The sequence below is a fragment of the Brevundimonas sp. genome (assembly GCF_031412435.1).
Lineage (GTDB): Bacteria > Pseudomonadota > Alphaproteobacteria > Caulobacterales > Caulobacteraceae > Brevundimonas.
The window spans coordinates 1-18517 of sequence record NZ_JANODA010000031.1 but is presented as its reverse complement, the minus strand read 5'-3'; the positions used below and the strand labels follow the sequence as shown (position 1 = coordinate 18517).

The 18517-nt window shown below is 67.3% G+C and carries 27 protein-coding genes and 1 other RNA gene; 19 read left to right on the top strand and 9 right to left on the bottom strand.

Annotated elements, in window-relative coordinates; all coding sequences use genetic code 11:
• From ssrA to RMO01_RS05790, 6 genes are all read left to right on the top strand, one after another.
• Positions 1-173: a transfer-messenger RNA gene (gene ssrA / locus RMO01_RS05815) on the top strand; the annotation flags it as partial.
• A gap of 83 nt (positions 174-256) precedes the next feature.
• On the top strand, positions 257-565 hold the full coding sequence (locus RMO01_RS05810; protein WP_309628096.1) for an autorepressor SdpR family transcription factor: 309 nt from the start codon (positions 257-259) through the stop codon (positions 563-565).
• Positions 562-966: a hypothetical protein gene (locus tag RMO01_RS05805; protein ID WP_309628095.1), complete on the top strand. Its 405-nt coding sequence runs from the start codon at positions 562-564 to the stop codon at positions 964-966. The genes RMO01_RS05810 and RMO01_RS05805 overlap by 4 nt, the downstream gene beginning before the upstream one ends.
• Positions 967-1075: 109 nt before the next feature.
• On the top strand, positions 1076-2020 hold the full coding sequence (locus tag RMO01_RS05800) for a TraB/GumN family protein (RefSeq protein ID WP_309628094.1): 945 nt from the start codon (positions 1076-1078) through the stop codon (positions 2018-2020).
• A gap of 84 nt (positions 2021-2104) precedes the next feature.
• Positions 2105-2590, top strand: coding sequence for a ClpXP protease specificity-enhancing factor SspB (locus tag RMO01_RS05795; RefSeq protein ID WP_309628093.1), 486 nt, complete (start codon positions 2105-2107; stop codon positions 2588-2590).
• A 52-nt stretch (positions 2591-2642) separates the two neighbouring features.
• The gene (locus RMO01_RS05790) at positions 2643-3386 is read left to right on the top strand and encodes a C13 family peptidase (protein WP_309628092.1); all 744 of its coding nucleotides are present in this window, start codon (positions 2643-2645) and stop codon (positions 3384-3386) included.
• Here RMO01_RS05790 and RMO01_RS05785 read toward each other — a convergent pair.
• Positions 3383-3676: a RusA family crossover junction endodeoxyribonuclease gene (locus RMO01_RS05785; protein WP_309628097.1), complete on the bottom strand. Its 294-nt coding sequence runs from the start codon at positions 3674-3676 to the stop codon at positions 3383-3385. The genes RMO01_RS05790 and RMO01_RS05785 overlap by 4 nt on opposite strands.
• 62 nt (positions 3677-3738) lie before the next feature.
• Positions 3739-4356, bottom strand: coding sequence for a peptidylprolyl isomerase (locus RMO01_RS05780; protein WP_309628091.1), 618 nt, complete (start codon positions 4354-4356; stop codon positions 3739-3741).
• 91 nt (positions 4357-4447) lie between these two features.
• On the opposite strand from RMO01_RS05780, the gene fumC reads away from it, so the two are divergent.
• The 4 genes from fumC (at position 4448) to RMO01_RS05760 (ending at position 7460) form a co-directional block, all read left to right on the top strand.
• On the top strand, positions 4448-5839 hold the full coding sequence (gene fumC, locus RMO01_RS05775; RefSeq protein WP_309628090.1) for a class II fumarate hydratase: 1392 nt from the start codon (positions 4448-4450) through the stop codon (positions 5837-5839).
• A gap of 336 nt (positions 5840-6175) precedes the next feature.
• The gene (locus RMO01_RS05770) at positions 6176-6418 is read left to right on the top strand and encodes a type II toxin-antitoxin system CcdA family antitoxin (protein ID WP_309628089.1); all 243 of its coding nucleotides are present in this window, start codon (positions 6176-6178) and stop codon (positions 6416-6418) included.
• The gene (locus RMO01_RS05765; RefSeq protein ID WP_309628088.1) at positions 6419-6727 is read left to right on the top strand and encodes a CcdB family protein; all 309 of its coding nucleotides are present in this window, start codon (positions 6419-6421) and stop codon (positions 6725-6727) included.
• 1 nt (position 6728) lies between these two features.
• Positions 6729-7460 carry an AAA family ATPase gene (locus RMO01_RS05760; RefSeq protein ID WP_309628087.1) on the top strand — a complete coding sequence of 244 codons (732 nt, stop codon included), beginning with the start codon at positions 6729-6731 and terminating at the stop codon, positions 7458-7460.
• 7 nt (positions 7461-7467) lie between these two features.
• Here RMO01_RS05760 and RMO01_RS05755 read toward each other — a convergent pair whose 3' ends face one another.
• Both RMO01_RS05755 and RMO01_RS05750 read right to left on the bottom strand, forming a co-directional pair.
• On the bottom strand, positions 7468-7860 hold the full coding sequence (locus tag RMO01_RS05755; protein WP_309628086.1) for a YccF domain-containing protein: 393 nt from the start codon (positions 7858-7860) through the stop codon (positions 7468-7470).
• Between the two features lie 106 nt (positions 7861-7966).
• Positions 7967-8209, bottom strand: a complete 243-nt coding sequence (locus tag RMO01_RS05750; protein ID WP_309628085.1) for a DUF2171 domain-containing protein — start codon at positions 8207-8209, stop codon at positions 7967-7969.
• Between the two features lie 66 nt (positions 8210-8275).
• Here RMO01_RS05750 and RMO01_RS05745 point away from each other — a divergent pair, with 66 nt between their 5' ends.
• Together RMO01_RS05745 and RMO01_RS05740 are read left to right on the top strand one after the other, a co-directional pair.
• On the top strand, positions 8276-8452 hold the full coding sequence (locus tag RMO01_RS05745; RefSeq protein ID WP_309628084.1) for a DUF4169 family protein: 177 nt from the start codon (positions 8276-8278) through the stop codon (positions 8450-8452).
• 3 nt (positions 8453-8455) lie between these two features.
• The gene (locus RMO01_RS05740; protein WP_309628083.1) at positions 8456-8635 is read left to right on the top strand and encodes a hypothetical protein; all 180 of its coding nucleotides are present in this window, start codon (positions 8456-8458) and stop codon (positions 8633-8635) included.
• Here the strand turns inward: RMO01_RS05740 and RMO01_RS05735 are convergent.
• Together RMO01_RS05735 and RMO01_RS05730 are read right to left on the bottom strand one after the other, a co-directional pair.
• Entirely contained in the window at positions 8632-9546 is a 915-nt protein-coding gene (locus tag RMO01_RS05735; protein ID WP_309628082.1) for an EamA family transporter, read from the bottom strand. The genes RMO01_RS05740 and RMO01_RS05735 overlap by 4 nt on opposite strands.
• A gap of 101 nt (positions 9547-9647) precedes the next feature.
• Positions 9648-10409, bottom strand: coding sequence for a Coq4 family protein (locus RMO01_RS05730; RefSeq protein WP_309628081.1), 762 nt, complete (start codon positions 10407-10409; stop codon positions 9648-9650).
• 75 nt (positions 10410-10484) lie between these two features.
• On the opposite strand from RMO01_RS05730, the gene RMO01_RS05725 reads away from it, so the two are divergent.
• A complete protein-coding gene (locus RMO01_RS05725) occupies positions 10485-10709 on the top strand; it encodes a ribbon-helix-helix domain-containing protein (RefSeq protein WP_309628080.1) in 225 nt (74 codons plus the stop codon).
• A 42-nt stretch (positions 10710-10751) separates the two neighbouring features.
• Positions 10752-11468 carry an SIMPL domain-containing protein gene (locus RMO01_RS05720; protein WP_309628079.1) on the top strand — a complete coding sequence of 239 codons (717 nt, stop codon included), beginning with the start codon at positions 10752-10754 and terminating at the stop codon, positions 11466-11468.
• Positions 11469-11523: 55 nt separating this feature from the next.
• Here RMO01_RS05720 and RMO01_RS05715 read toward each other — a convergent pair whose 3' ends face one another.
• Both RMO01_RS05715 and RMO01_RS05710 read right to left on the bottom strand, forming a co-directional pair.
• Complete coding sequence (locus RMO01_RS05715) at positions 11524-11838, bottom strand: hypothetical protein (RefSeq protein WP_309628078.1); 315 nt, start codon at positions 11836-11838, stop codon at positions 11524-11526.
• Positions 11839-12030: a hypothetical protein gene (locus RMO01_RS05710; RefSeq protein ID WP_309628077.1), complete on the bottom strand. Its 192-nt coding sequence runs from the start codon at positions 12028-12030 to the stop codon at positions 11839-11841.
• Between the two features lie 96 nt (positions 12031-12126).
• On the opposite strand from RMO01_RS05710, the gene RMO01_RS05705 reads away from it, so the two are divergent.
• On the top strand, positions 12127-14526 hold the full coding sequence (locus tag RMO01_RS05705) for a UvrD-helicase domain-containing protein (RefSeq protein WP_409013052.1): 2400 nt from the start codon (positions 12127-12129) through the stop codon (positions 14524-14526).
• Here the strand turns inward: RMO01_RS05705 and RMO01_RS05700 are convergent.
• A complete protein-coding gene (locus RMO01_RS05700; protein WP_309628075.1) occupies positions 14523-15680 on the bottom strand; it encodes a low temperature requirement protein A in 1158 nt (385 codons plus the stop codon). The genes RMO01_RS05705 and RMO01_RS05700 overlap by 4 nt on opposite strands.
• A gap of 121 nt (positions 15681-15801) precedes the next feature.
• On the opposite strand from RMO01_RS05700, the gene RMO01_RS05695 reads away from it, so the two are divergent.
• The 4 genes from RMO01_RS05695 to RMO01_RS05680 form a co-directional block, all read left to right on the top strand.
• Positions 15802-16203, top strand: coding sequence for a hypothetical protein (locus RMO01_RS05695; RefSeq protein ID WP_309628074.1), 402 nt, complete (start codon positions 15802-15804; stop codon positions 16201-16203).
• 4 nt (positions 16204-16207) lie between these two features.
• Complete coding sequence (locus RMO01_RS05690; protein ID WP_309628073.1) at positions 16208-16609, top strand: hypothetical protein; 402 nt, start codon at positions 16208-16210, stop codon at positions 16607-16609.
• Positions 16610-16649: 40 nt separating this feature from the next.
• A complete protein-coding gene (locus RMO01_RS05685) occupies positions 16650-17996 on the top strand; it encodes an O-antigen ligase family protein (RefSeq protein ID WP_309628072.1) in 1347 nt (448 codons plus the stop codon).
• The coding region (locus RMO01_RS05680; protein ID WP_309628071.1) for an ATP-binding protein at positions 17962-18517 on the top strand (556 nt) is incomplete at its 3' end. The genes RMO01_RS05685 and RMO01_RS05680, both read left to right, overlap by 35 nt.

The window sequence follows — 18517 nt, the reverse complement described above, 5'->3', positions numbered from 1 at the left end:
TTTGCCCGTCCTGGCCCACCGTATCGGGCCATTTTCTAACTGCGAACGATAACTTCGCTGGAGAAGTCCGCCTCGCCGCGTAATGCGGTTCGGTTGATTTCGAATCTTAAGTCCTAGGGGTTCAGATCCTTAGGCGGGGCCTGTCGGGAGCCTGCCAACAGAATCCCGGCACTTTTTCTTCATCCCGAACCGCCCTGGTCGCACCCGCGAAAAAGCGCCGGTTGACATTATTCGATGTTTAGCTAAATACTGACTTATGAATATGGTCTTCAAGGCGCTCGCCGACCCGACCCGCCGCAAGGTGCTGGAGCTGTTGCGGCGCCAGCCGATGACGGCCGGGGCGCTGAGCGAGCAGTTCAGCGTTTCGCGCCCGACCATGTCGGCCCATTTCAACGTACTGCGCGAAGCCGGCTTGATCGAAGCCCACAAACAGGGGGTCTCGATCACCTATCGCCTGAAGCTGTCGGTGCTGGAGGAAGCCCTGCTGGGGTTTGGCCAGATCTTCGGCATCGGCGCGCCGGACTCCGAAGCCGACCACGCCTCTGAGGAAGGACCCTCCAAATGATCAAACGTTACGCCGCCCCGCTGGCTCTGGCTGGCGCCTTCATCGCTGCGGCCCTCGGGCTGAAATTCGCCGCCGGTAGCGAACTAATCGACTCCGACACGGCCGCCCGGATCGTCCAGGTGCTGATGGGGCTGGTGCTGGTCGGCTACGGCAATGTCCTGCCCAAAAAGCTGGGCCGGCCCCGCGCCACCCCCGAGGCCGAGCGCCGGACCCAGGCCGCCCTGCGCACCACCGGCTGGACCCTGACCCTGGCCGGTCTGGTCTGGGCCGGATCGTGGATGGTCGCGCCCGAAGCTGTCGCCCGGCCGCTGGGGATGCTGGCCGTGGCCGCGGCCCTGGCGACTGCCATCGGCCTGGGCCTGTGGGCCTGTCGTCCGGCACGGATCCCCGCGCCGCACTGACCGGACGCCGCCCCGCGGCGCCCCCCTCCCGCCTGTCCCGTCACTTCTGACTCCACGCGCGCCGTCTCCGGGCCCGTGCGCTCCCCCCTGCCCGAAAAGGATCTCGACCATGCGCTGTTCCTCATCCCTCGCCCGCGTCCTGACGATGCCGAAACGGACGGTACTCGGCCTCGCCCTCGTCTTGTGTTTGGGTCTGGCGCCCCCCCCGATGGCCTTGGCCGAAGCGCCGCCGGAGCCCGAGGCGGCGGCGTCCGCACCGGCTCTTTGGGTGGTCCGCGACGCCGACTCGACCCTGTACCTGTTCGGCACCCTGCATTTCCTGCGGTCCGACACGAGGTGGCGCGACGCCCGGATCGACGCCGCCCTTGAGTCGGCCTCAGAGCTGGTGCTGGAGATCGCCGACGTCAACGATACCTCGGCCGTGATGCCGCTGATCCAGGCCCACGGCCTGTCGCCCGAGCGGCCGCTGTCCAGTCTGCTGACCGCCGGCGAGCTGACGTCGCTTGACACCGCAGCGCGGAGCATGGGCCAGAGCGCGGCGCAGATGGATCCGATGCGGCCGTGGCTGGCCACGGTCATCCTGTCGTCCGCGCCGACGATCCGGGCCGGCTTCGCCCCGGGTTCCGGTGTCGATCTGGCGCTCCGAGCTACGGCGCTGGCCGGAGGCAAGACGGTCAGCGGGCTGGAGACGCCGGACACCCAGATTCGCATGCTGTCGGGCTTTCCCGAAGAGGGGCAGCTGATCGGCCTGCGCCGCGCCCTCGAGGCTTTCGAAGCCGCGCCGGTGGAGCTGGAAGCGCTGGTCGACGCCTGGAGCCGGGGCGACATCGACGCCATCAACGCCTCGACCGTGGCCCCCATGCGAGCGCGCAGCGAGCGTCTGTACCAGGCCCTGCTGGTCGAGCGGAACCAGGCCTGGACCGACCAGATCGCGGCGCGTCTGGCGGGCGCCGGCACGACCTTCATCGCCGTCGGGGTGCTGCACCTGGCCGGCGAGGACAGCGTGCAACGCCAGCTGGAGGCGCGCGGAATCCCGGTCGAACGGCTGCGCTGAGCCGCTGCGGGTCGCGCCGGACAAATTCCTGCTTTCGTCGCGGTACCGGCGCGGCTACACCCGTTCCCAATCAGCAGGACGCCCATGGCCGAAGAGACCCCGCCCGTCGACGAGATGCAGTACGAGAAGCTCGCGCAGGACGCCCTGCGCGGGGTGATCCGTTCCGCGCTCGAACGCGCGGCCAGCCCGTCGGGCATCCCCGGCGCGCACCATTTCTACATCACCTTCAAGACCCGCGGCCCCGGCGTATCCGTGCCGCCGGACGTGATCGCCAAATATCCCGACGAGATGACCGTCGTTCTCCAGCACCAGTACTGGGACCTCGCGGTCGAGCACGACCTGTTCTCGGTCATGCTGAAGTTCGGCGGCATGCCCAAGGTGCTGACCGTGCCCTATACGGCCGTGACCCGCTTCTACGACCCCAGCGTCCAGTTCCTGCTGCAGTTCGAGGCGCCGGAGCCGGTGCCGGAACCCGTCGCCGAACTGCCGGCGCCGACCCGGCCGGAGACGCCGCCGTCCGGCGACGACGGTCCCAAGGTCGTGTCTCTGGACCAGTTCCGGAAGAAGTAGGCTTTTCAGGCCGTCATGCCGCGCTAAGCTTCTTCCAGCGTGGGAGGGACGCGTGCCGAGATCCGCCGTCATCGTCATCCTGTTGTGGCTCGGCGCGGGCGCGACCCATGCCCAGAGCCGCTTCGACGGCTGGGCTTCAGCCGTTGTCGCTGCAGAATGGCGCACCAGCCAGGGCGCGCCGATCCAGGCCTTCGACAATGCGCGCCGCGACCTGACGGCGGGATTCCTCACGGCCGGCTTCTCGCGCGCCGACATGGTCGACTACAGCCTGCGTCCCGACGTGACGCCGGTGACCACCGACGTGGCCGCCGCTCGCGGCATCGCCGAGGCCACGACGCGGGCCACACGCGGCTGCCTGCTCTACTTCACCTCCCACGGCGGCCCCCAGGGGATTGTCTTTGGGCCGGACCGGATCCTGAGCCCGACCAGTATGGTGACGCTGGTGCGCGGCTGGTGCCAGGACCGGCCGACGGTCGTGGTCCTCTCGGCCTGCTACTCCGGAATCTTCGTGGACTCCCTCGCCGCACCCAACCGGATGATCATGACCGCGGCTCGCCGCGACCGGTCTTCCTTCGGCTGCAGCGAGGATGCGACCTATCCCTATTTCGACGCCTGCATGATCCAGACCCTGCCGATGGCCAGCGACTTCATCGCCTTGGCCAACGGGGTGCGAGCCTGCGTCAAGACGCGTGAGGATGCCGAAGGCCTGTCGCCGGCCTCCGAGCCGCAGGTCTCGATCGGGGCCAATATGCAGCTGCTGCTGCCGACCCTGCGCTTCAACCGCCCGCCGGGTTAGGTCTTGCGCGGATAGGCCTTGATCGTGATCCGCTCGCGGTCGCCCTCGCGCCGCTCGACCAGCAGCCGCGCCACCTGGGCGTCGTCGTGGAACAGGTAGCCCTTGATCGCGTCCAGCAGCGCCTTGGCCAGGTTGTCGAGATCCATCCATGGCGGATCGCCGATGTGCTCCATCGTGATCTCCACGACGAAATCGCCGTAGGCCGGCCGGGACCCGCGCCATTCCTTGCGGAAGAACTCGTAGACCAGCGGCTTGTAGTATTTCGCCTGGGTCGTCAGGCCGTCGATCATCACGACGACAGCGTCGCCTTCCTCGCGGGCCCGGACCTTGCCGGAGACGATCCAGTCGTCGTTCACGTGCGGCAGACCGCAGGCAGGGCCGTCGCCAAGGTGGCCGCGCCGATGACCACCGGGCTGACCAGTTGCTCGTCCTCGGCCGGGGCCGAATGGATCGCGTGGATGATCTCCATGCCGGAGATCACTCTGCCGAACGCCGCGAACCCCTGACCATCCGGGTTGCGACCGCCGCCGAAATCCAGAGCGGGCGTGTCGCTGGTCACGATGAAGAAGCTCGAGGTCGCCGTATCCGGGCCGTCGCGCGCCATGGAGATGGCGCCGCCCGTGTGCCGCACGCCGGTGTCGATCGTTCGCTCCAGTGGTATCGGGCCCAGGCCGGGATCGTCGCTGCCGGCCGTCGTGGCCGCCTGGATCACGTCGATCGGATTGGGATTGTCGTTGGTCTCGGCTACGACCGTCCGGAAGAAACCGCCGCCCGCATAGCGGCCCTCCTGGACATAGCGCAGGAAGTTGCAGGTCGTGATCGGCGCATGTTCGGCGTCGAGACGAAGGATCACATCGCCCTGTGCCGTGTGCAGGATGACGAGGGGCTGATCCGACTGGGCGAGAGCCGGGCTTGCGCTCGCCAGCATCGTGGCCGCCAGGGCCGCGACAGCTCTCTTGATCACGCTCATCCCACGCCTCCAAAGGCCCACGCTTGCCCGGTCGTTCCTCCGTGCTACACCGCCGCGCATCCTCCTGCCACGCCCTGAAGAGCCGAAGCCGATGACCGCCTGCCGCACCGAGACCGACACCTTCGGCCCCATCGAGGTCGACAACTCCAAATACTGGGGAGCCCAGGCCCAGCGTTCGCTCGGCAACTTCAAAATCGGCTGGGAGAAACAGCCCCTGCCGGTCGTCCGCGCCCTGGGCATCGTCAAGCGCGCCGCCGCCGAGACCAACATGGCCCTGGGCAAGCTGGACCCGACGATCGCGAACGCCATCATCGCCGCCGCGAACGAAGTGATCGAAGGCAAGCTCAACGACCACTTCCCGCTGGTCGTCTGGCAGACGGGTTCCGGCACCCAGTCGAACATGAACGCCAACGAGGTGATCTCGAACCGCGCCATCGAGATGCTGGGCGGCGAGATGGGCTCCAAGAAGCCGGTCCACCCCAATGACCACGTCAACATGAGCCAATCGTCCAACGACACCTATCCCACGGCCATGCACGTCGCCTGCGCCGAACAGGTGGTCAACGACCTGCTGCCGGCGCTGAAACATCTGCACGCCGCCCTGGACGCCAAGTCCAAGGCCTGGGCCCACATCATCAAGATCGGCCGCACCCATACCCAGGACGCCACCCCCTTGACCCTCGGTCAGGAGTTCGGCGGCTATACGCAGCAGGTCGCCAACGGCATCGCCCGCATCGAACAGACCCTGCCGGCCCTGATGGAACTGGCCCAGGGCGGCACCGCCGTCGGCACCGGCCTGAACGCACCCGTCGGCTTCGCCGAGAAAGTCGCCGAACAGATCGCCGGCATCACCGGCCTGCCCTTCACCACGGCTCCGAACAAGTTCGAGGCCCTGGCCGCCCATGACGCCATGGTCTTCTCGCACGGCGCGATCAACACGGTCGCCGCCAGCCTGTTCAAGATCGCCAACGACATCCGATTCCTCGGCTCCGGCCCCCGTTCGGGCCTCGGCGAACTGGCCCTGCCGGAGAACGAGCCCGGCTCGTCGATCATGCCGGGCAAGGTCAATCCGACACAGTGCGAGGCCCTGACCCAGGTCTGCGTCCAGGTGTTCGGCAACAACGCAGCGCTCACGTTTGCCGGCTCGCAGGGGCATTTCGAGCTGAACGTCTATAACCCGGTGATGGCCTACAACTTCCTGCAGTCGGTCCGCCTGGTCGCCGACGCGGCCATCAGCTTCACCGACAACTGCGTCGTCGGCATCGAGGCGCGCGAGGACAACATCGCGCGCGGCCTGAACAACTCGCTGATGCTGGTGACGGCCCTGAACGGCAAGCTGGGCTATGACCTGTGCGCCAAGATCGCCAAGACGGCCCACAAGAACGGGACCACCCTGCGTCAGGAGGCCGTCGGCGGCGGTTATCTGACCGACGCCGAGTTCGACGAGGCGGTGCGGCCCGAGAAGATGATCTCGCCGGGGTGAGTGCGATGAGGCCGGGACAGGCAGCGGCCATCCTAGCGGCGGTGCTCACGACTTCGTCATGCGCCTCCGCATGGCCGATACTGCGAGGTGATTGCGACTACCAGCAGGTCGCTAAAGACGCGATCACCGCCCGGTATCCCAGGTTTGTCCCCGCGGCTGAATTCGCCATGACCCAATATGATGAAGTCATGGTCGGGTTTTACCCCCTTCCACATACGGGGCCGGGCGGCACGCCTCACGCGATCGTTGATGTCAGGACCTGTGCTGTCCGCGAGGTCTACTACACCCAGTAGGTACCGATTTGGGACCTATCCGATTTGGGGTTACCCTCGTCTCATGGGCAAGGTCGAACTGAACATCGGCATCGATCCTGAGCTGATCGAACAGGCGCAGCGGCTGGGCATCTCCATCGCCGGGATGGACGAACGTGCGCTGCGGCTGCACCTGCAGAAGGTCGATCCGGCCGGAGCCGAAGCGCGGGCCAAACGCTGGGCCGAGGAGAACGCCGAGGCGATCAAGGAACATAACCGGTTCGTCGAGGAAGATGGATTGCTGTCCGACCACTTCCGGACCTGGTGATTGCGACAGTTCGACCTCTTCATCAATCCGAACGCCTCGATGCGCACAGCGGCACCCTATGTCGTGGTGCTGTCATCGCATTATCTGGATGATGTGACCGAGACGATCGTCGCCCCGGTTTTCGCCGGGCGAAAGACGACGGTGAACGGTCTCGAAATCCGCGTCCTTGTCGAGGATGCCGATCTTCTGGTCGTATTGACAGGGCTTGCCGCTGTCAGGACCGGGACCCTGAAACAGCACGTCGGCTCCCTCGCCGCCCATGAAGACGATATCCGTCGCGCCCTCGACCGGCTGTTCACGGGCTTCTGAGATGACCGCCCTGACCCGCCCCTACTGGATCGAGGCGCTGTTCGAACGGCGCGAGGGGTGGGACGAAGCCCTCTATCCGTTCAACCTGCCGGCGGTGCGGTCGCTGCACAGCCTGAAGTTCCATCCCAATGTGACCTTTCTGGTCGGGGAGAACGGCTCGGGCAAGTCGACCCTGGTCGAGGCGCTTGCGGTCGCCTGGGGCTTCAATGCCGAGGGTGGCGGGCGGGAGCATCGCTTCGGCACCCGCGAGAGCCATTCGCCGTTGCACCGGTTTGTGCGGCCGATCAAATCACCGCAGCGGCTTCAGGACGGATTCTTTCTCAGGGCCGAGAGCTTCTTCACCGTGGCCAGCTATCTGGAAGACGCCGGTGCCAACCGCTACGGGCGTAAATCGCTGCACGAGCAATCTCATGGCGAAAGCTTCTTTGCCCTGTTTGACAACCGCTTCATCGGCGACGGGCTGTACATTCTCGACGAGCCGGAAGCCGCCCTGTCGCCGACGCGGCAGCTGTCGTTCCTGGCGCGGATGCATGAGCTGGTGCTGGCGAGGTCCCAGCTGATCATCGCCACCCATTCGCCGATCCTGCTCGGCTATCCGAACGCCTGGATCTATCAGGCCTCGGAGCATGGCCTCGACCGGATCGAGTACGAGGACACCGACCACTATCAGGTGACGAAGAACTTCCTGACCCGGCGCGAGAGGATGCTGGACGTCCTCCTGAAGGACGACTGATCGGCTGTCAGGGCTTGTTCCGGATCGTCGCTCCGACCGGGGCAAGAGCCAGCTTGGCCAGTTCCAGATCCTTCAGGGCGAAGGGGATGCCGATGATGGTGATGGCCTCGGCGAAGGCGATCAGCACGTGCGACAGGGCGATGTACCAGCCCGCGAACACGAACCAGATGATGTTCAGGCCGACGCCAAAACAGCCGATGTCCTTGCCGTCCGCCTCGCCGCCCCAGACGACTTCGCGTCCGAACGGCCAGAAGGAATAGCTGGCGATCCGCCAGGCCGCGAAGCTCCACGGCAGGCCGACGACCGTCAGGGCCAGCACCGCGCCGCCCAGCAGCCACAGCAGGCCCGAGATCCAGCCGCCGAGGATGAACCACAGGATGTTCAGGATCAGTCGGATCACGCGCGTCTCTCCCCGTCGGCGGTTCACCGACCCGACATGGATAGACGAAAGGCCCCGCTTGTTCAGCAGGGCCCTCGTGAATTCGCGGTTAGTCGTGTGGCGAGATCTAGTGGGATTGCTTTTCGGTCCACTGCGCCTTGGCCTGATCCTTGGTCAGGGTCAGGCGGACCTTTTCGTCATCGACATGGTCGACCCAGCTGGTCGGGATCATGTGATGTTTGAAGCCGCCGGCGAGATCCAGCTTGGCCAGTTCGATCTGGTCGCCGAGGACATGATCGACGCGGCCGACGTGGCCGCCGTCGGAGCCGACGACTTCGAGGTGTTCCTTGATGAGGCTGAGGTCTACCATCGGGTGTCTCCTGTCGAATGGTGAGACCCTGAAACGCCGCTTGCTTGAGCCGGTTGCGAGGAACCGATGGCCGAGATCGTCAATCTGAACCGTGCCCGGAAAGCTCGCGACAAGGCCGCGGGGAAGACGGATGCCGCGGCCAATCGCGTCACCCACGGCCTGACGAAAGCCCAGCGCGAGATGGCGAAGGCGGAACGGGAGCGGCTGTCGCGACTTCTCGATCAGACGAAGCGCGAGGACTGACCCATGGGCGCGACCTACACCCCGACGACATCGTCACGGACCCGTTACGGCCTCATCGCCCTGATCGCGATCCGTCAGGCCAGGGCCATGCGCGAGCGTCGGGAGAAGGAAGAGGCCGACCGCGAGGCGAAGACGGCGGCGAAGGTCGAAGCGAAGCCGAAGACGCGCGGCTGGTTCCGCTAGACCACCTTCGGGGCCCGGATCAGCAGCGCCTGCCCGGCCAGCACCAGCAGCAGGCCGACCAGCGCCGTCCATCCGAAGCGCGCATCCTCGAACAGCACCGACACCAGCATGGCGATCGGCGGGGTCAGGGCGGAAATATAGCTGGCCAGGGCATAGCCTCGCGCCCGCGCCACCGCGAAATAGACCAGGAAGGCCACGACCGATCCGAGGATCGACAAATGCGCCAGCGAAATCAGGTATCCGGGCGACAGGTCGATGGTGAACTGCGCACCGGTGACCAGCCCGTGCACCACCAGCATCGCGGTCCCGTAAGCCATGGCCCAGCCGGTCTGGGGCAGGATGGCCGTCCCGAGTTGCTGGCCCTTCCACGAATAGTAGTTGCCGACGGCGGAGCTCATGACCGCGAGCACCGCCAGACCGATCCCGGTCAGGGCGCGCGCGTCGAAGCCGGCGCGCATCGCTTCGCCGCCTGACAGGACCGCGACCCCGACGATGCCGAGCGTCGCCCCGATCCAGGCCTCGCGCGACGCGGTCTGGCGCACCACGACCCGGAACAGAACGAGATTCAGGAAGGCCAGGGAGGCGAAGACCACGGCGACGATGGCCGAGGTGACATGCCCTTCCGCCGCATAGGTGAAGGTGTAGGAGATGGCGAAGACGAAGGCCCCCTGCCCGAGCGCCGCCAGATGCTGGCCCTTCGTGAGTGTGAGCGACCGGCCGGTGAGCGCGCAGCCGACGAGAATGATCAGGGCCGCCAGACCGAAGCGCCAGGTCAGGGACGCCACCTCGTCGACCGTGCCCAGTTGCCAGGTGATGGCGTACCAGGTCGTGCCCCAGATGACCGCGCAGAGCACCACGCCGGCGACGGCCAGAACGCCGGCGGACGGCCGACGCAGCTCGGAAAGGGTCAAGGCGGGCTCACGGAAACGCAGGGAGAGGATTGCCCGACATGCGCTCCGGGCGTGACCGGTGCAACACCGATCCGCAAGACTGCTGACAAGTCCGGCTTATGTCAGGCGCGAAGCTTCAGCGCGGCCCGGTCCGCCGCGGGCACGGCGGCGTAGACGGTGGCCGGCCGGATGCCCAGCCGCGCCCGCGCCGTCTCCAGCGGCTCGGCGAACAGAGCCTCGTAGTCCAGCCCCGGCAGCCACTGGGCCCGTCGGCCGTTGCGCCAGGCCTGCAGAACCGCCCGCCGCGCCGGGATGGATCGTTTCTCCCGCTGGATCTCCCGCGCCGCGCCGTACCCGATGAAGCCAAAGCCGAGATTGTGCGTCTGGCCGTAGGAGAAACTGACCACGCAGGCCTCGCCCAGCGCGTCAGTGCCGTAGCCGGTCAGCACGTGCCAGATATCGTGCACGTCCCGAAGCCGGCGCGAGTACCAGACGACCGGATGCAGCGCGTCGATCTCGGGGGCCACTTCGCGCGCCGTCTCGGCGAGGCCGTCAGCGGTGAAGCCGCGCAGTTCGCGGAACGCCTTGTATTCCGCGCCGACCGTCCCCGGGCCGAACCGGGCCAGCCAGTCCGGATCGTCCAGCTTCAGCGCAAGCTCGTCGCGCAGGAAGGCCTGACGCCCGCCCTCGACCGTCCTCAGCAGACGGTTGTAGCCCTTGGCGCCCGACTGTCCGGTCAGGGCCCGCATGATCTCGAACACCTGGGCGGTGTCCTCCTTGTCGCGGATCAGCTTGCGGAAGGCGCGAAAGGCCGTCATCGGCCGCATGCGCTGCGGTTTCAGAACCTCGAACTCGTCCGGGTAGACGGCGGCGTCCATCGTCATCGAAAACATCCTGCTCGTACTCGCGTATCCTATCGCAACCCACCGTCCGCTCAAAGCCGTTCCGCCGGAGATCCTGTGCTCAAGAAACGCTCTGTCGTCCTCGCCGGCCACGCCACCTCCGTGGCGCTGGAGCCTGAGTTCTGGACCGTGCTGGACCGGATGGCGGAGGCGCGCGGACTGAGCCACGCCGGCTTCCTGACCTGGGTCGACGAGACCCGTGGCCGCCGCCCGCTCGCCTCCGCCTGCCGCCTTCTGGCCCTGGCTTACGCAGCGTCAGAAACGATCATTGTCGAACCCTGATGTTCAGGCGCAGGGTGGCCGCCTCAACAAGGGGTAACCGCCGTGCAGATCGACCGCAGTCTCATTCCGCCCGCCATCATCGGCGGCCTCATCGCCATCGGCCTCATCGGGGCCGGCATCGCGGTCGGCGGGGGCGTGGTCAACGCCAACACCGGCAACCGCCAGGTCACCGTGCGCGGCGTCGCCGAGCGCAACGTCACCGCCGACCTGGCCATCCTGTCGCTGCGCTTCACCGTGGCCGGCGAGGAGCTGCCGGGCGTTCAGGGCCAGATCGACGCCGACCTGACCAAGGTGCGCACCTTCCTGCAGCAGCAGGGCTACGGCGACGACATCGTCACCATCGGCCGGCTTGAGGTCACCGACACCCAGTCGCAGAGCTACGCCCCTTCGCCGGGCACGCCCCGCTACATCGTCGCCCAGACGGTCACGGTCCGCACCACGGACGTCGCCCGCGTCGCCCAGACCGAGCGCGCCCTGAACGATCTGGTGCGTCAGGGTGTGCTGCTGGACTTCACCGCCCCGACCTATGTGTTCACCAAGCTGAACGAGGTGCGGCCGGAGATGATCGCTGAGGCCACGGCCTCGGCCCGCTCGGGCGCCGAACAGTTCGCCAAGGATTCCGGCGCGCCGCTCGGCCCCATCAAACAGGCGACCCAGGGCTCGTTCGAGATCCTCGCCCGCGAGGACGTCGATTCGGAATCAACCTCGCTCGACAAACGCGTCCGCGTTGTCGCCACGGTGACCTACCAGCTGCGCTAGGACGCCGCGAAAAGAAGAACGCCCGCCGGGTGATCCCGGCGGGCGTTTTTCATGGTCAGTTCGAAGGAGCCGGTCCCGGCGCCGGCAAGGTCGGCGGCTCGACGTTCGGAAGGTCGGGCATCTTGGGCGCTTCCGGCAGGCTCGGCAGGTTCACGTCGACATCGACGGTGGTGTCCGCCGTATCAGGGGTTGTGACGCCGCCGCCGTTCCAGACGAAGAAGGCGATGACCGCGACGACGACCAGCAGGCCGCCGACGATGAAGGCCATCGCGCCGCCCCCGCCGCGCCGCTCAGGCTGGACGTTGACGGTGGTCTGGCGCGGCGGATCGACGACTACGACGCGTTCGGGGGGCATATTGGGGTCCGTCATCTAGTTGGTCCCCGGGACGGCAGGCGCTTCGACCGACGGCAGGTTGACGTCGACGTTCACGTCCTTGGTGTCTCCACCCATGCCGCCGCGTGCGAAGACGAAATACGCCACGATCGCCAGCACGACCACGACGGCGCCCACGATGAAGGCGAGACCCGCGTTGCCGCCGCCGCCGTTTGTATTCTCAGCCATTGTTTTTCCCTCTCAGAAGCTTCCCCTGAGCCGACCAAACTCCGGCCACGCTTGCCGGTTCCGGGAGAGGCGCTGACGAGGGCCTGACTTTGCCTCATGTGCTCATTATGTTCTCCGAATCCCGCCCGCCTTCGAGACCGCCGCTTGACCGACTCTGTGCCCGCACCGCGTATCTCCGACCTTGCCCGCTCGTGCGGTCCAGGCGGCGTCGCGCCCAATTCTGATCGAGCGACGCCCGACTATCTGGGCGGCCTGAACCCCGAACAGCGCGAGGCCGTCGAGACGACCGAAGGCCCCGTCCTGGTCCTCGCGGGCGCCGGCACCGGCAAGACGCGCGTCCTGACCACCCGCCTCGCCCACATCCTCGCCACCGGTCGCGCCCGGCCGTGGGAGCTGCTGGTCGTCACCTTCACCAACAAGGCCGCGCGCGAGATGCGCGAGCGGATCACCCACCTGATCGGTCCGTCGGCCGAGGGGCTGCGTTGGCTCGGCACCTTCCACTCGGTCGCGGCCCAGATCCTGCGTCGCCACGCCGAACTGGTCGGGCTGAAGTCGACCTTCACCATCCTCGACACCGACGACCAGGAGCGGCTGCTGAAACAGCTGCTTGAGGCCGCCAACATCGACACCAAACGCTGGACGCCCAAGTCGCTGGCCGGGCTGATCGATCACTGGAAGAACCGCGGCTGGACGCCCGAGAAACTGCCGCCCGGCGAGGATTTCGCCAACGGCAAGGGCCAGACACTGTACGCCGCCTATCAGTCGCGACTGGCCACCCTGAACGCCTGCGACTTCGGCGATCTGTTGCTGCACAATCTGACGATCCTGTCGAAACACTCCGATATCGCTGAGGAATATCGAAACCGGTTCCGCTACATCCTGGTCGACGAATACCAGGACACCAACGTCGCCCAGTACCTGTGGCTGCGGCTGCTGACCTCCTCGACCGGCAACGTCTGCTGCGTCGGCGACGACGATCAGTCGATCTACGGCTGGCGCGGCGCCGAGGTCGACAACATCCTGCGCTTCGAAAAGGATTTTCCGGGCGCGAAGATCGTCAAGCTGGAGCGCAACTATCGTTCGACCAGCCATATCCTCGGGGCCGCCTCCGGCCTGATCGCGGCCAATCGCGACCGTCTGGGCAAGACCCTGTGGACCGAGGACAAGAGCGGCGACAAGGTCCGGGTGCGCGGCGTCTGGGACGGCGAGGCCGAGAGCCGTCTGATCGCCGACGAGATCGAGACGGCGAAGCGAGATGGCATCAAATACAAGGATATGGCCGTCCTTGTTCGCGCGTCATTTCAGATGCGCGCCTTCGAGGAGCGGTTCGTCCTTCTGGCCATCCCCTATACGGTCATCGGCGGCCCGCGCTTCTTCGAGCGCGCCGAGATCCGCGACGCCCACGCCTATCTGCGCCTGATCCAGTCCGAGGACGACGACCTGGCCTTCGAGCGGATCGTCAATGTGCCCAAGCGCGGCATCGGCGACACCTCGGTCCAGAAGATCCTCCAGATCGCCCGCCACAACGGCGTCTCGGCCATGACCGCCGTGCGCGACCTGATCACCTCGGACGAGCTCCAGCCCCGCACCCGCACCGCCCTGTCGACCTTCGTGCGCGATCTCGACCGCTGGCGGGCGCTGGCGGCCGACACCCGTCACTGGCTGCTGACAGAAACTGTGCTGGAAGAGAGCGGTTACACCGACATGCAGAAGGCCGACCGGGTCACCGGTCCGACCCGCCTCGACAACCTCAAGGAATTGACCCAGGCGATGCAGTCGTTCGAGACGCTCGGCGCCTATCTCGAACACGTCTCCCTCGTCATGGATCTCGACCGCGGCCCGTCGTCGGACGCCGTCCAGATCATGACCCTGCACGGCGCCAAGGGGCTGGAGTTCCCCCTCGTCTTCCTGCCGGGCTGGGAGGAAGGCGTCTTCCCCAGCCAGCGCAGCATCGACGAGAAGGGCGAGAAGGGTCTCGAGGAGGAACGCCGCCTCGCCTATGTCGGCGTCACCCGGGCGAAACAGGACGCGCGGATCTCGTTCGCCGCCAACCGTTTGGTCTACGGCCGCTGGACCTCGCAACTGCCCAGCCGATTCGTCGACGAGCTGCCCATCGCCCACGTCGAGGCCGAGTCGGATACCGGCTACTACGGCGCATCCGCCGGCATGAAGGAGGCCAAATCCCGCTGGGACGACGCCCCCTCCTTCGGCGCCGGCTACACCTCCCCCGGCTGGCAGCGCGCCCAGGCCGTCACCGCGTCCAGAGCCCCCGGCGCCCGTCCCGCGCGCAATACCGTCATCGAGGGCGAAGGCCGGTTGGTGGCGACGGCAGACCCGAAATCCGGCTCCGGATTCGTGAAGGGGCAACGCGTGTTCCACCAGAAGTTCGGCTACGGCTCGGTGCGGGTGATTGAAGGCAACAAGCTGACCGTCGAGTTCGAAAAGGCCGGCGAGAAGAAGGTCATCGACACCTTCGTGGAGAAGGCGGGGGACTAGGCCTTCGCCTCCGGTCGCTTCACCACCGTCTCCCACGCCGCCACCGCCACCATCACCGCCGTCGTCATCGCCGCCAGCCCCAGCGGCGTCGTAAGCGGGACGACGAGCCACAGCGCTGCAAGCGCGACCACGCCCGCGATCCTCGGCATGGCCCAGCGCTCGAACACCGCCAGTTTGGCCAGCAGGCCTCCGAGCATGAACAGCAGCGGCCCGCCGATCAGCACGGCCGCCGCCTCGGGCGCGACAGGACCGGTCGGGTGCGTCAGCGACAGCTCGTCCCCCACCGCCGTGACGATGATCCCGGCGACGATCAGTATGGGACAGTAGGTGTAGGCCCGGCGGGCAAGCTTTCCGGGGTCGTCCGCGTTTGCAATGACTTCTGACGCCGCCTCGTGCGAGGCGCTGAAATACAGCCACCACATCGCCAGTGCGCCCAGGAAGGCGACCACGGCCGCCATCACCGCCTGAGCCGTCCACTCCAGGCCGGAGAAGGTCGCCCCGGTGACGAGGATCGACTCGCCGAGGCAGATGATGATGAACAGGCCCACCCGCTCGGCGATATGGCCGCCCTCAACCGTCCAGTCGGCGGTGACAGCCTTGCCGAGGCCTGGCACGCGGAACGACAGGGCCGGCGAGATGTACTCGATCGCCAGCGCCGCCAGCCAGAGCCAGAGCCGCGTCTGCCCCTCCACGAGTCCGCCCGCGATCCAGAACAGGCCGGACAGCGACGACCAGCACAGGATGCGCAGGAAGTTCCGGCTCAGCACCGGGTCGCTACGCACCGCCCACAGCATGAACAGGCTGCGTCCGACCTGGATCGAGACGAAGGCCAGGGCGAACCACAATCCCTTGGCGCCGAACGCTTCGGGCAAGGATGTCGACAGCAGGAGACCGGCCCCCATGACCGCGAACAGGGCGATCCGCACCGGCGCGCGCTCCGGGTCCAGCCAGTTGGTGACCCAGCTGGTGTAGATCCAGGCCCACCAAACCGCCGCCGCCATCATCGCCGCCTGCAGCGCGCCCAGGGGCGTCAGATGCGCCAGCAGGGTGTGCGAGATCTGGGTCACCGCGAACACGAAGACCAGGTCGAAGAAGAGTTCGACGAAGCCCACCCGCGCAGGTTGGCCGTCGCGTTGGCGCAGCAGGCTGGTCATTCGGCATCCCCCCGTCTCGACCCCGAGCGTGCCGCGCCCGGCGCGTTTCGTCCAGCACACCCTATCGCCGTCCTGATTTTCCGATCACAGTGCGTTTTCAATAGCCTGGGGAGGGCTGACCATGGTTCGCAGCATCGTCATCGGCCTGACGGCCCTCGTTCTGTCGGCCTGTCAGCCGGCGACCGAGCCCGCGGCCCCCGCGCCCGCCGCCAATGCGAGCGCGGCGACGGACCAGGCCGCCCAGGACGCCGTCTGGGCGGCCCTCGAAGAGCGCTACCTCGGCATGGAAATGGTCCCGACCGATCCGATCGAGGAACTCGAGTGGCGCGAGGTCCAGTGCAACTTCCTGGGCGGAGAGATCGGCGGCGATCCGGAGCAGGACAAGACCGTCAACGCCCGTATCGAGGACATCGGCTGCTTCCGGCAGCTCGAGGACGCCCAGGCCCTGCGCGCCACGCGCATGACCGACACCGCGGCGGTCGCCCGCCTCGACGCCTTCATTTCCCGTCACGACGGCGAGTAGGGTCATGACCCGCAGTTTCGCCATCGGCCTGACGGCTCTCGTTCTCACGGCCTGCAAGCCCGTCGCCGAACCGGCGGCCCCTGCGGAACCCGCCGCCCCGGCCGCCCCTGCCCCGCCCCAAACCGCCGCGGAGGTCGCCTGGTCCGCCGAGCAGGACCGCTATCTGGCGGTCAACGTCCAGCCCTCCGACCCGGTCGAGGCCATCCTGTGGCGCGGGGTTCGCTGCGACTTCCTGGGCAGCGAGTTCGGCGGCGACAACTCCGCTCAGGACCGGGCGATCAACGCCCGAATGGACGAATTGCGTTGCGGTGACGAACTGCTGGCCGAGGCGCGCGAGCTGCGCGAAACCCTCGGCGGCGACCCCGCCGCCGTCGCGCGCCTCGACACCCTGCTGGCGCGTTGGTGAGCTAACGGTTCGTTAGCGGCGATCGCCGACCCTCTGCATCGTGCGACCGTCCGGCGAATCCCCTGACCTGATCGACCCCGGTCCGCCCCTGTGGGAACAGGCGGCGGCCATCGTCGTCATCATGATGCTGACCCAGGCCTTCATCGGCCCGGTCTTCGCCCCGACCCAGGAAGAGACACCCGTCCTGCGTCTGGTCTGGCTGCCGGTCTATGCGATCATCGCCGGTCTGATCGCCCTGCGCCCTGCTGTGCTGGTCCGCGCCTGGCCGGCCTGGCTGATCCTGGCCCTGCTGGTGCTCCAGGCCTTCGCCTCCAAATGGTGGTCGATCGATCCGGGTGTGACCCAGAGGCGCGTCATCGCGATGGCCATTTCGAGCGCCTTCGCCATCTATCTGGGCGTCGCCTTTCAGGGCCGCCACCTGCCCCGCATGCTGATGCTGGCCTCGCTGATCATGGGGCTGGGCAGTCTCGTCATGGTCTTCGTCAATCCGAGCATCGGCGTGCACCAGCTGGAGAACGCCGGCCTGTGGCGCGGCCTCTGGTACGAGAAGAACCAGATGGGACTGGTCATGTCGGCCGGCGCCGTGGCCGCCGCCGCCTGCCTCGCCTCCGGGGATCAGCGACGGCTTCTTCCCGCCATCACCCTGGCCGTCTGCACGCTGCTGGTGCTGGCGACCCAGTCCAAGACCTCCCTCCTCTGCCTGATGCTCGGCGTCGGCGCGGTCGGAGGGCTGTGGGCCATGAAGCGCGGCGGCGCGGCCTTCTCCATCGTCGCCCTCTGGTTCGGCGTCGTCCTGGCGGCGGGCGCGACCTATGTCTTCATCACCGACCCGGCCATGGTGCTGACGGCGTTGGGCAAGGACCCGTCCCTGACAGGCCGGACCGACATCTGGGCGGCCCTGATGCGAGAGGTCGCCGAACGGCCTTGGACCGGCTTCGGCTACCAGGCCTTCTGGGGGCGCGAGTCCGTCCCCGCCGCCTTCATCCGCGCCGAGACCCAGTGGCCGGTGCCGTCGGCGCACAACGGCTGGATCGACCTGCTGATCCAGCTCGGCTGGCCCGGCGCGTTCACGGTGGGGCTGACGGTCGCCGTCGCCACTATCGTGACCCTGTTCCGCATCCCCGGCTCGGGCGCGCGGGAAGGCTACTGGGCCGTCGGCTACCTGCTGGTCTTCCTGCTGCTGAGCCTGTCGGAGAGCGTGTTGCTGAGCCACGCCAACCTGCCCTGGACCCTGCTGCTGGCCATCCTGGCGCGGGCCCTGGCGTTCGAGCCCGATCCGGTCCGCGCGCCGCTTGCGAGAGCGCGGTCAGGGGCCTACCAGACGGCTCCCCGAATCGCCGCACACTCCGCCCATGCCCGCGTCCACCGTCCCGTCCCTGTTCGATGACATCCCCGAGGCGCCGAAGCCGGCGGCTGCGGAACCCGCGCCTGCGCCTGCTGTCGAACCGGCCCTGAAGCCCCAGGCCGCGGCGCCCGCGCAGCCTGTCCAGGCCCACATCCCCGGCAGCTACTCCGCTTCGTCGATCGAGGTGCTGGAGGGGCTGGAGCCGGTTCGCCGTCGCCCCGGCATGTATGTCGGCGGCACCGACGAGCGGGCGTTGCATCACCTGGCCGCCGAGGTGATCGACAATGCGATGGACGAGGCGGTGGCGGGCCATGCGACACGGATCGAGATTTCGCTCGAGGCGGGCAATCGTTTGACCGTCACCGACAACGGGCGCGGCATTCCGGTCGATCCGCACCCGAAATTTCCCGACAAGTCGGCACTTGAAGTCATAATGACAACGCTGCATTCGGGCGGGAAGTTCGATGGGAAGGCTTATGCGACGTCGGGCGGGCTGCACGGCGTCAGAGTTAGTGTGGTCAATGCACTGTCGTCCGAGACAGTGGTCGAGGTTGCGCGCAACA

Coding starts and splice junctions, on each gene's coding strand:
- RMO01_RS05715 (WP_309628078.1), bottom strand. CDS start 11,838: ATGACGGACCCCAATATGCCCCCCGAACGCGTCGTAGTCGTCGATCCG.
- RMO01_RS05770 (WP_309628089.1), top strand. CDS start 6,176: ATGGGCAAGGTCGAACTGAACATCGGCATCGATCCTGAGCTGATCGAA.
- RMO01_RS05750 (WP_309628085.1), bottom strand. CDS start 8,209: ATGGTAGACCTCAGCCTCATCAAGGAACACCTCGAAGTCGTCGGCTCC.
- RMO01_RS05780 (WP_309628091.1), bottom strand. CDS start 4,356: ATGAGCGTGATCAAGAGAGCTGTCGCGGCCCTGGCGGCCACGATGCTG.
- RMO01_RS05695 (WP_309628074.1), top strand. CDS start 15,802: ATGGTTCGCAGCATCGTCATCGGCCTGACGGCCCTCGTTCTGTCGGCC.
- RMO01_RS05760 (WP_309628087.1), top strand. CDS start 6,729: ATGACCGCCCTGACCCGCCCCTACTGGATCGAGGCGCTGTTCGAACGG.
- RMO01_RS05745 (WP_309628084.1), top strand. CDS start 8,276: ATGGCCGAGATCGTCAATCTGAACCGTGCCCGGAAAGCTCGCGACAAG.
- RMO01_RS05795 (WP_309628093.1), top strand. CDS start 2,105: ATGGCCGAAGAGACCCCGCCCGTCGACGAGATGCAGTACGAGAAGCTC.
- RMO01_RS05730 (WP_309628081.1), bottom strand. CDS start 10,409: ATGACGATGGACGCCGCCGTCTACCCGGACGAGTTCGAGGTTCTGAAA.
- fumC (WP_309628090.1), top strand. CDS start 4,448: ATGACCGCCTGCCGCACCGAGACCGACACCTTCGGCCCCATCGAGGTC.
- RMO01_RS05740 (WP_309628083.1), top strand. CDS start 8,456: ATGGGCGCGACCTACACCCCGACGACATCGTCACGGACCCGTTACGGC.
- RMO01_RS05705 (WP_409013052.1), top strand. CDS start 12,127: ATGTGCTCATTATGTTCTCCGAATCCCGCCCGCCTTCGAGACCGCCGC.
- RMO01_RS05710 (WP_309628077.1), bottom strand. CDS start 12,030: ATGGCTGAGAATACAAACGGCGGCGGCGGCAACGCGGGTCTCGCCTTC.
- RMO01_RS05700 (WP_309628075.1), bottom strand. CDS start 15,680: ATGACCAGCCTGCTGCGCCAACGCGACGGCCAACCTGCGCGGGTGGGC.
- RMO01_RS05690 (WP_309628073.1), top strand. CDS start 16,208: ATGACCCGCAGTTTCGCCATCGGCCTGACGGCTCTCGTTCTCACGGCC.
- RMO01_RS05785 (WP_309628097.1), bottom strand. CDS start 3,676: ATGATCGACGGCCTGACGACCCAGGCGAAATACTACAAGCCGCTGGTC.
- RMO01_RS05810 (WP_309628096.1), top strand. CDS start 257: ATGAATATGGTCTTCAAGGCGCTCGCCGACCCGACCCGCCGCAAGGTG.
- RMO01_RS05800 (WP_309628094.1), top strand. CDS start 1,076: ATGCGCTGTTCCTCATCCCTCGCCCGCGTCCTGACGATGCCGAAACGG.
- RMO01_RS05805 (WP_309628095.1), top strand. CDS start 562: ATGATCAAACGTTACGCCGCCCCGCTGGCTCTGGCTGGCGCCTTCATC.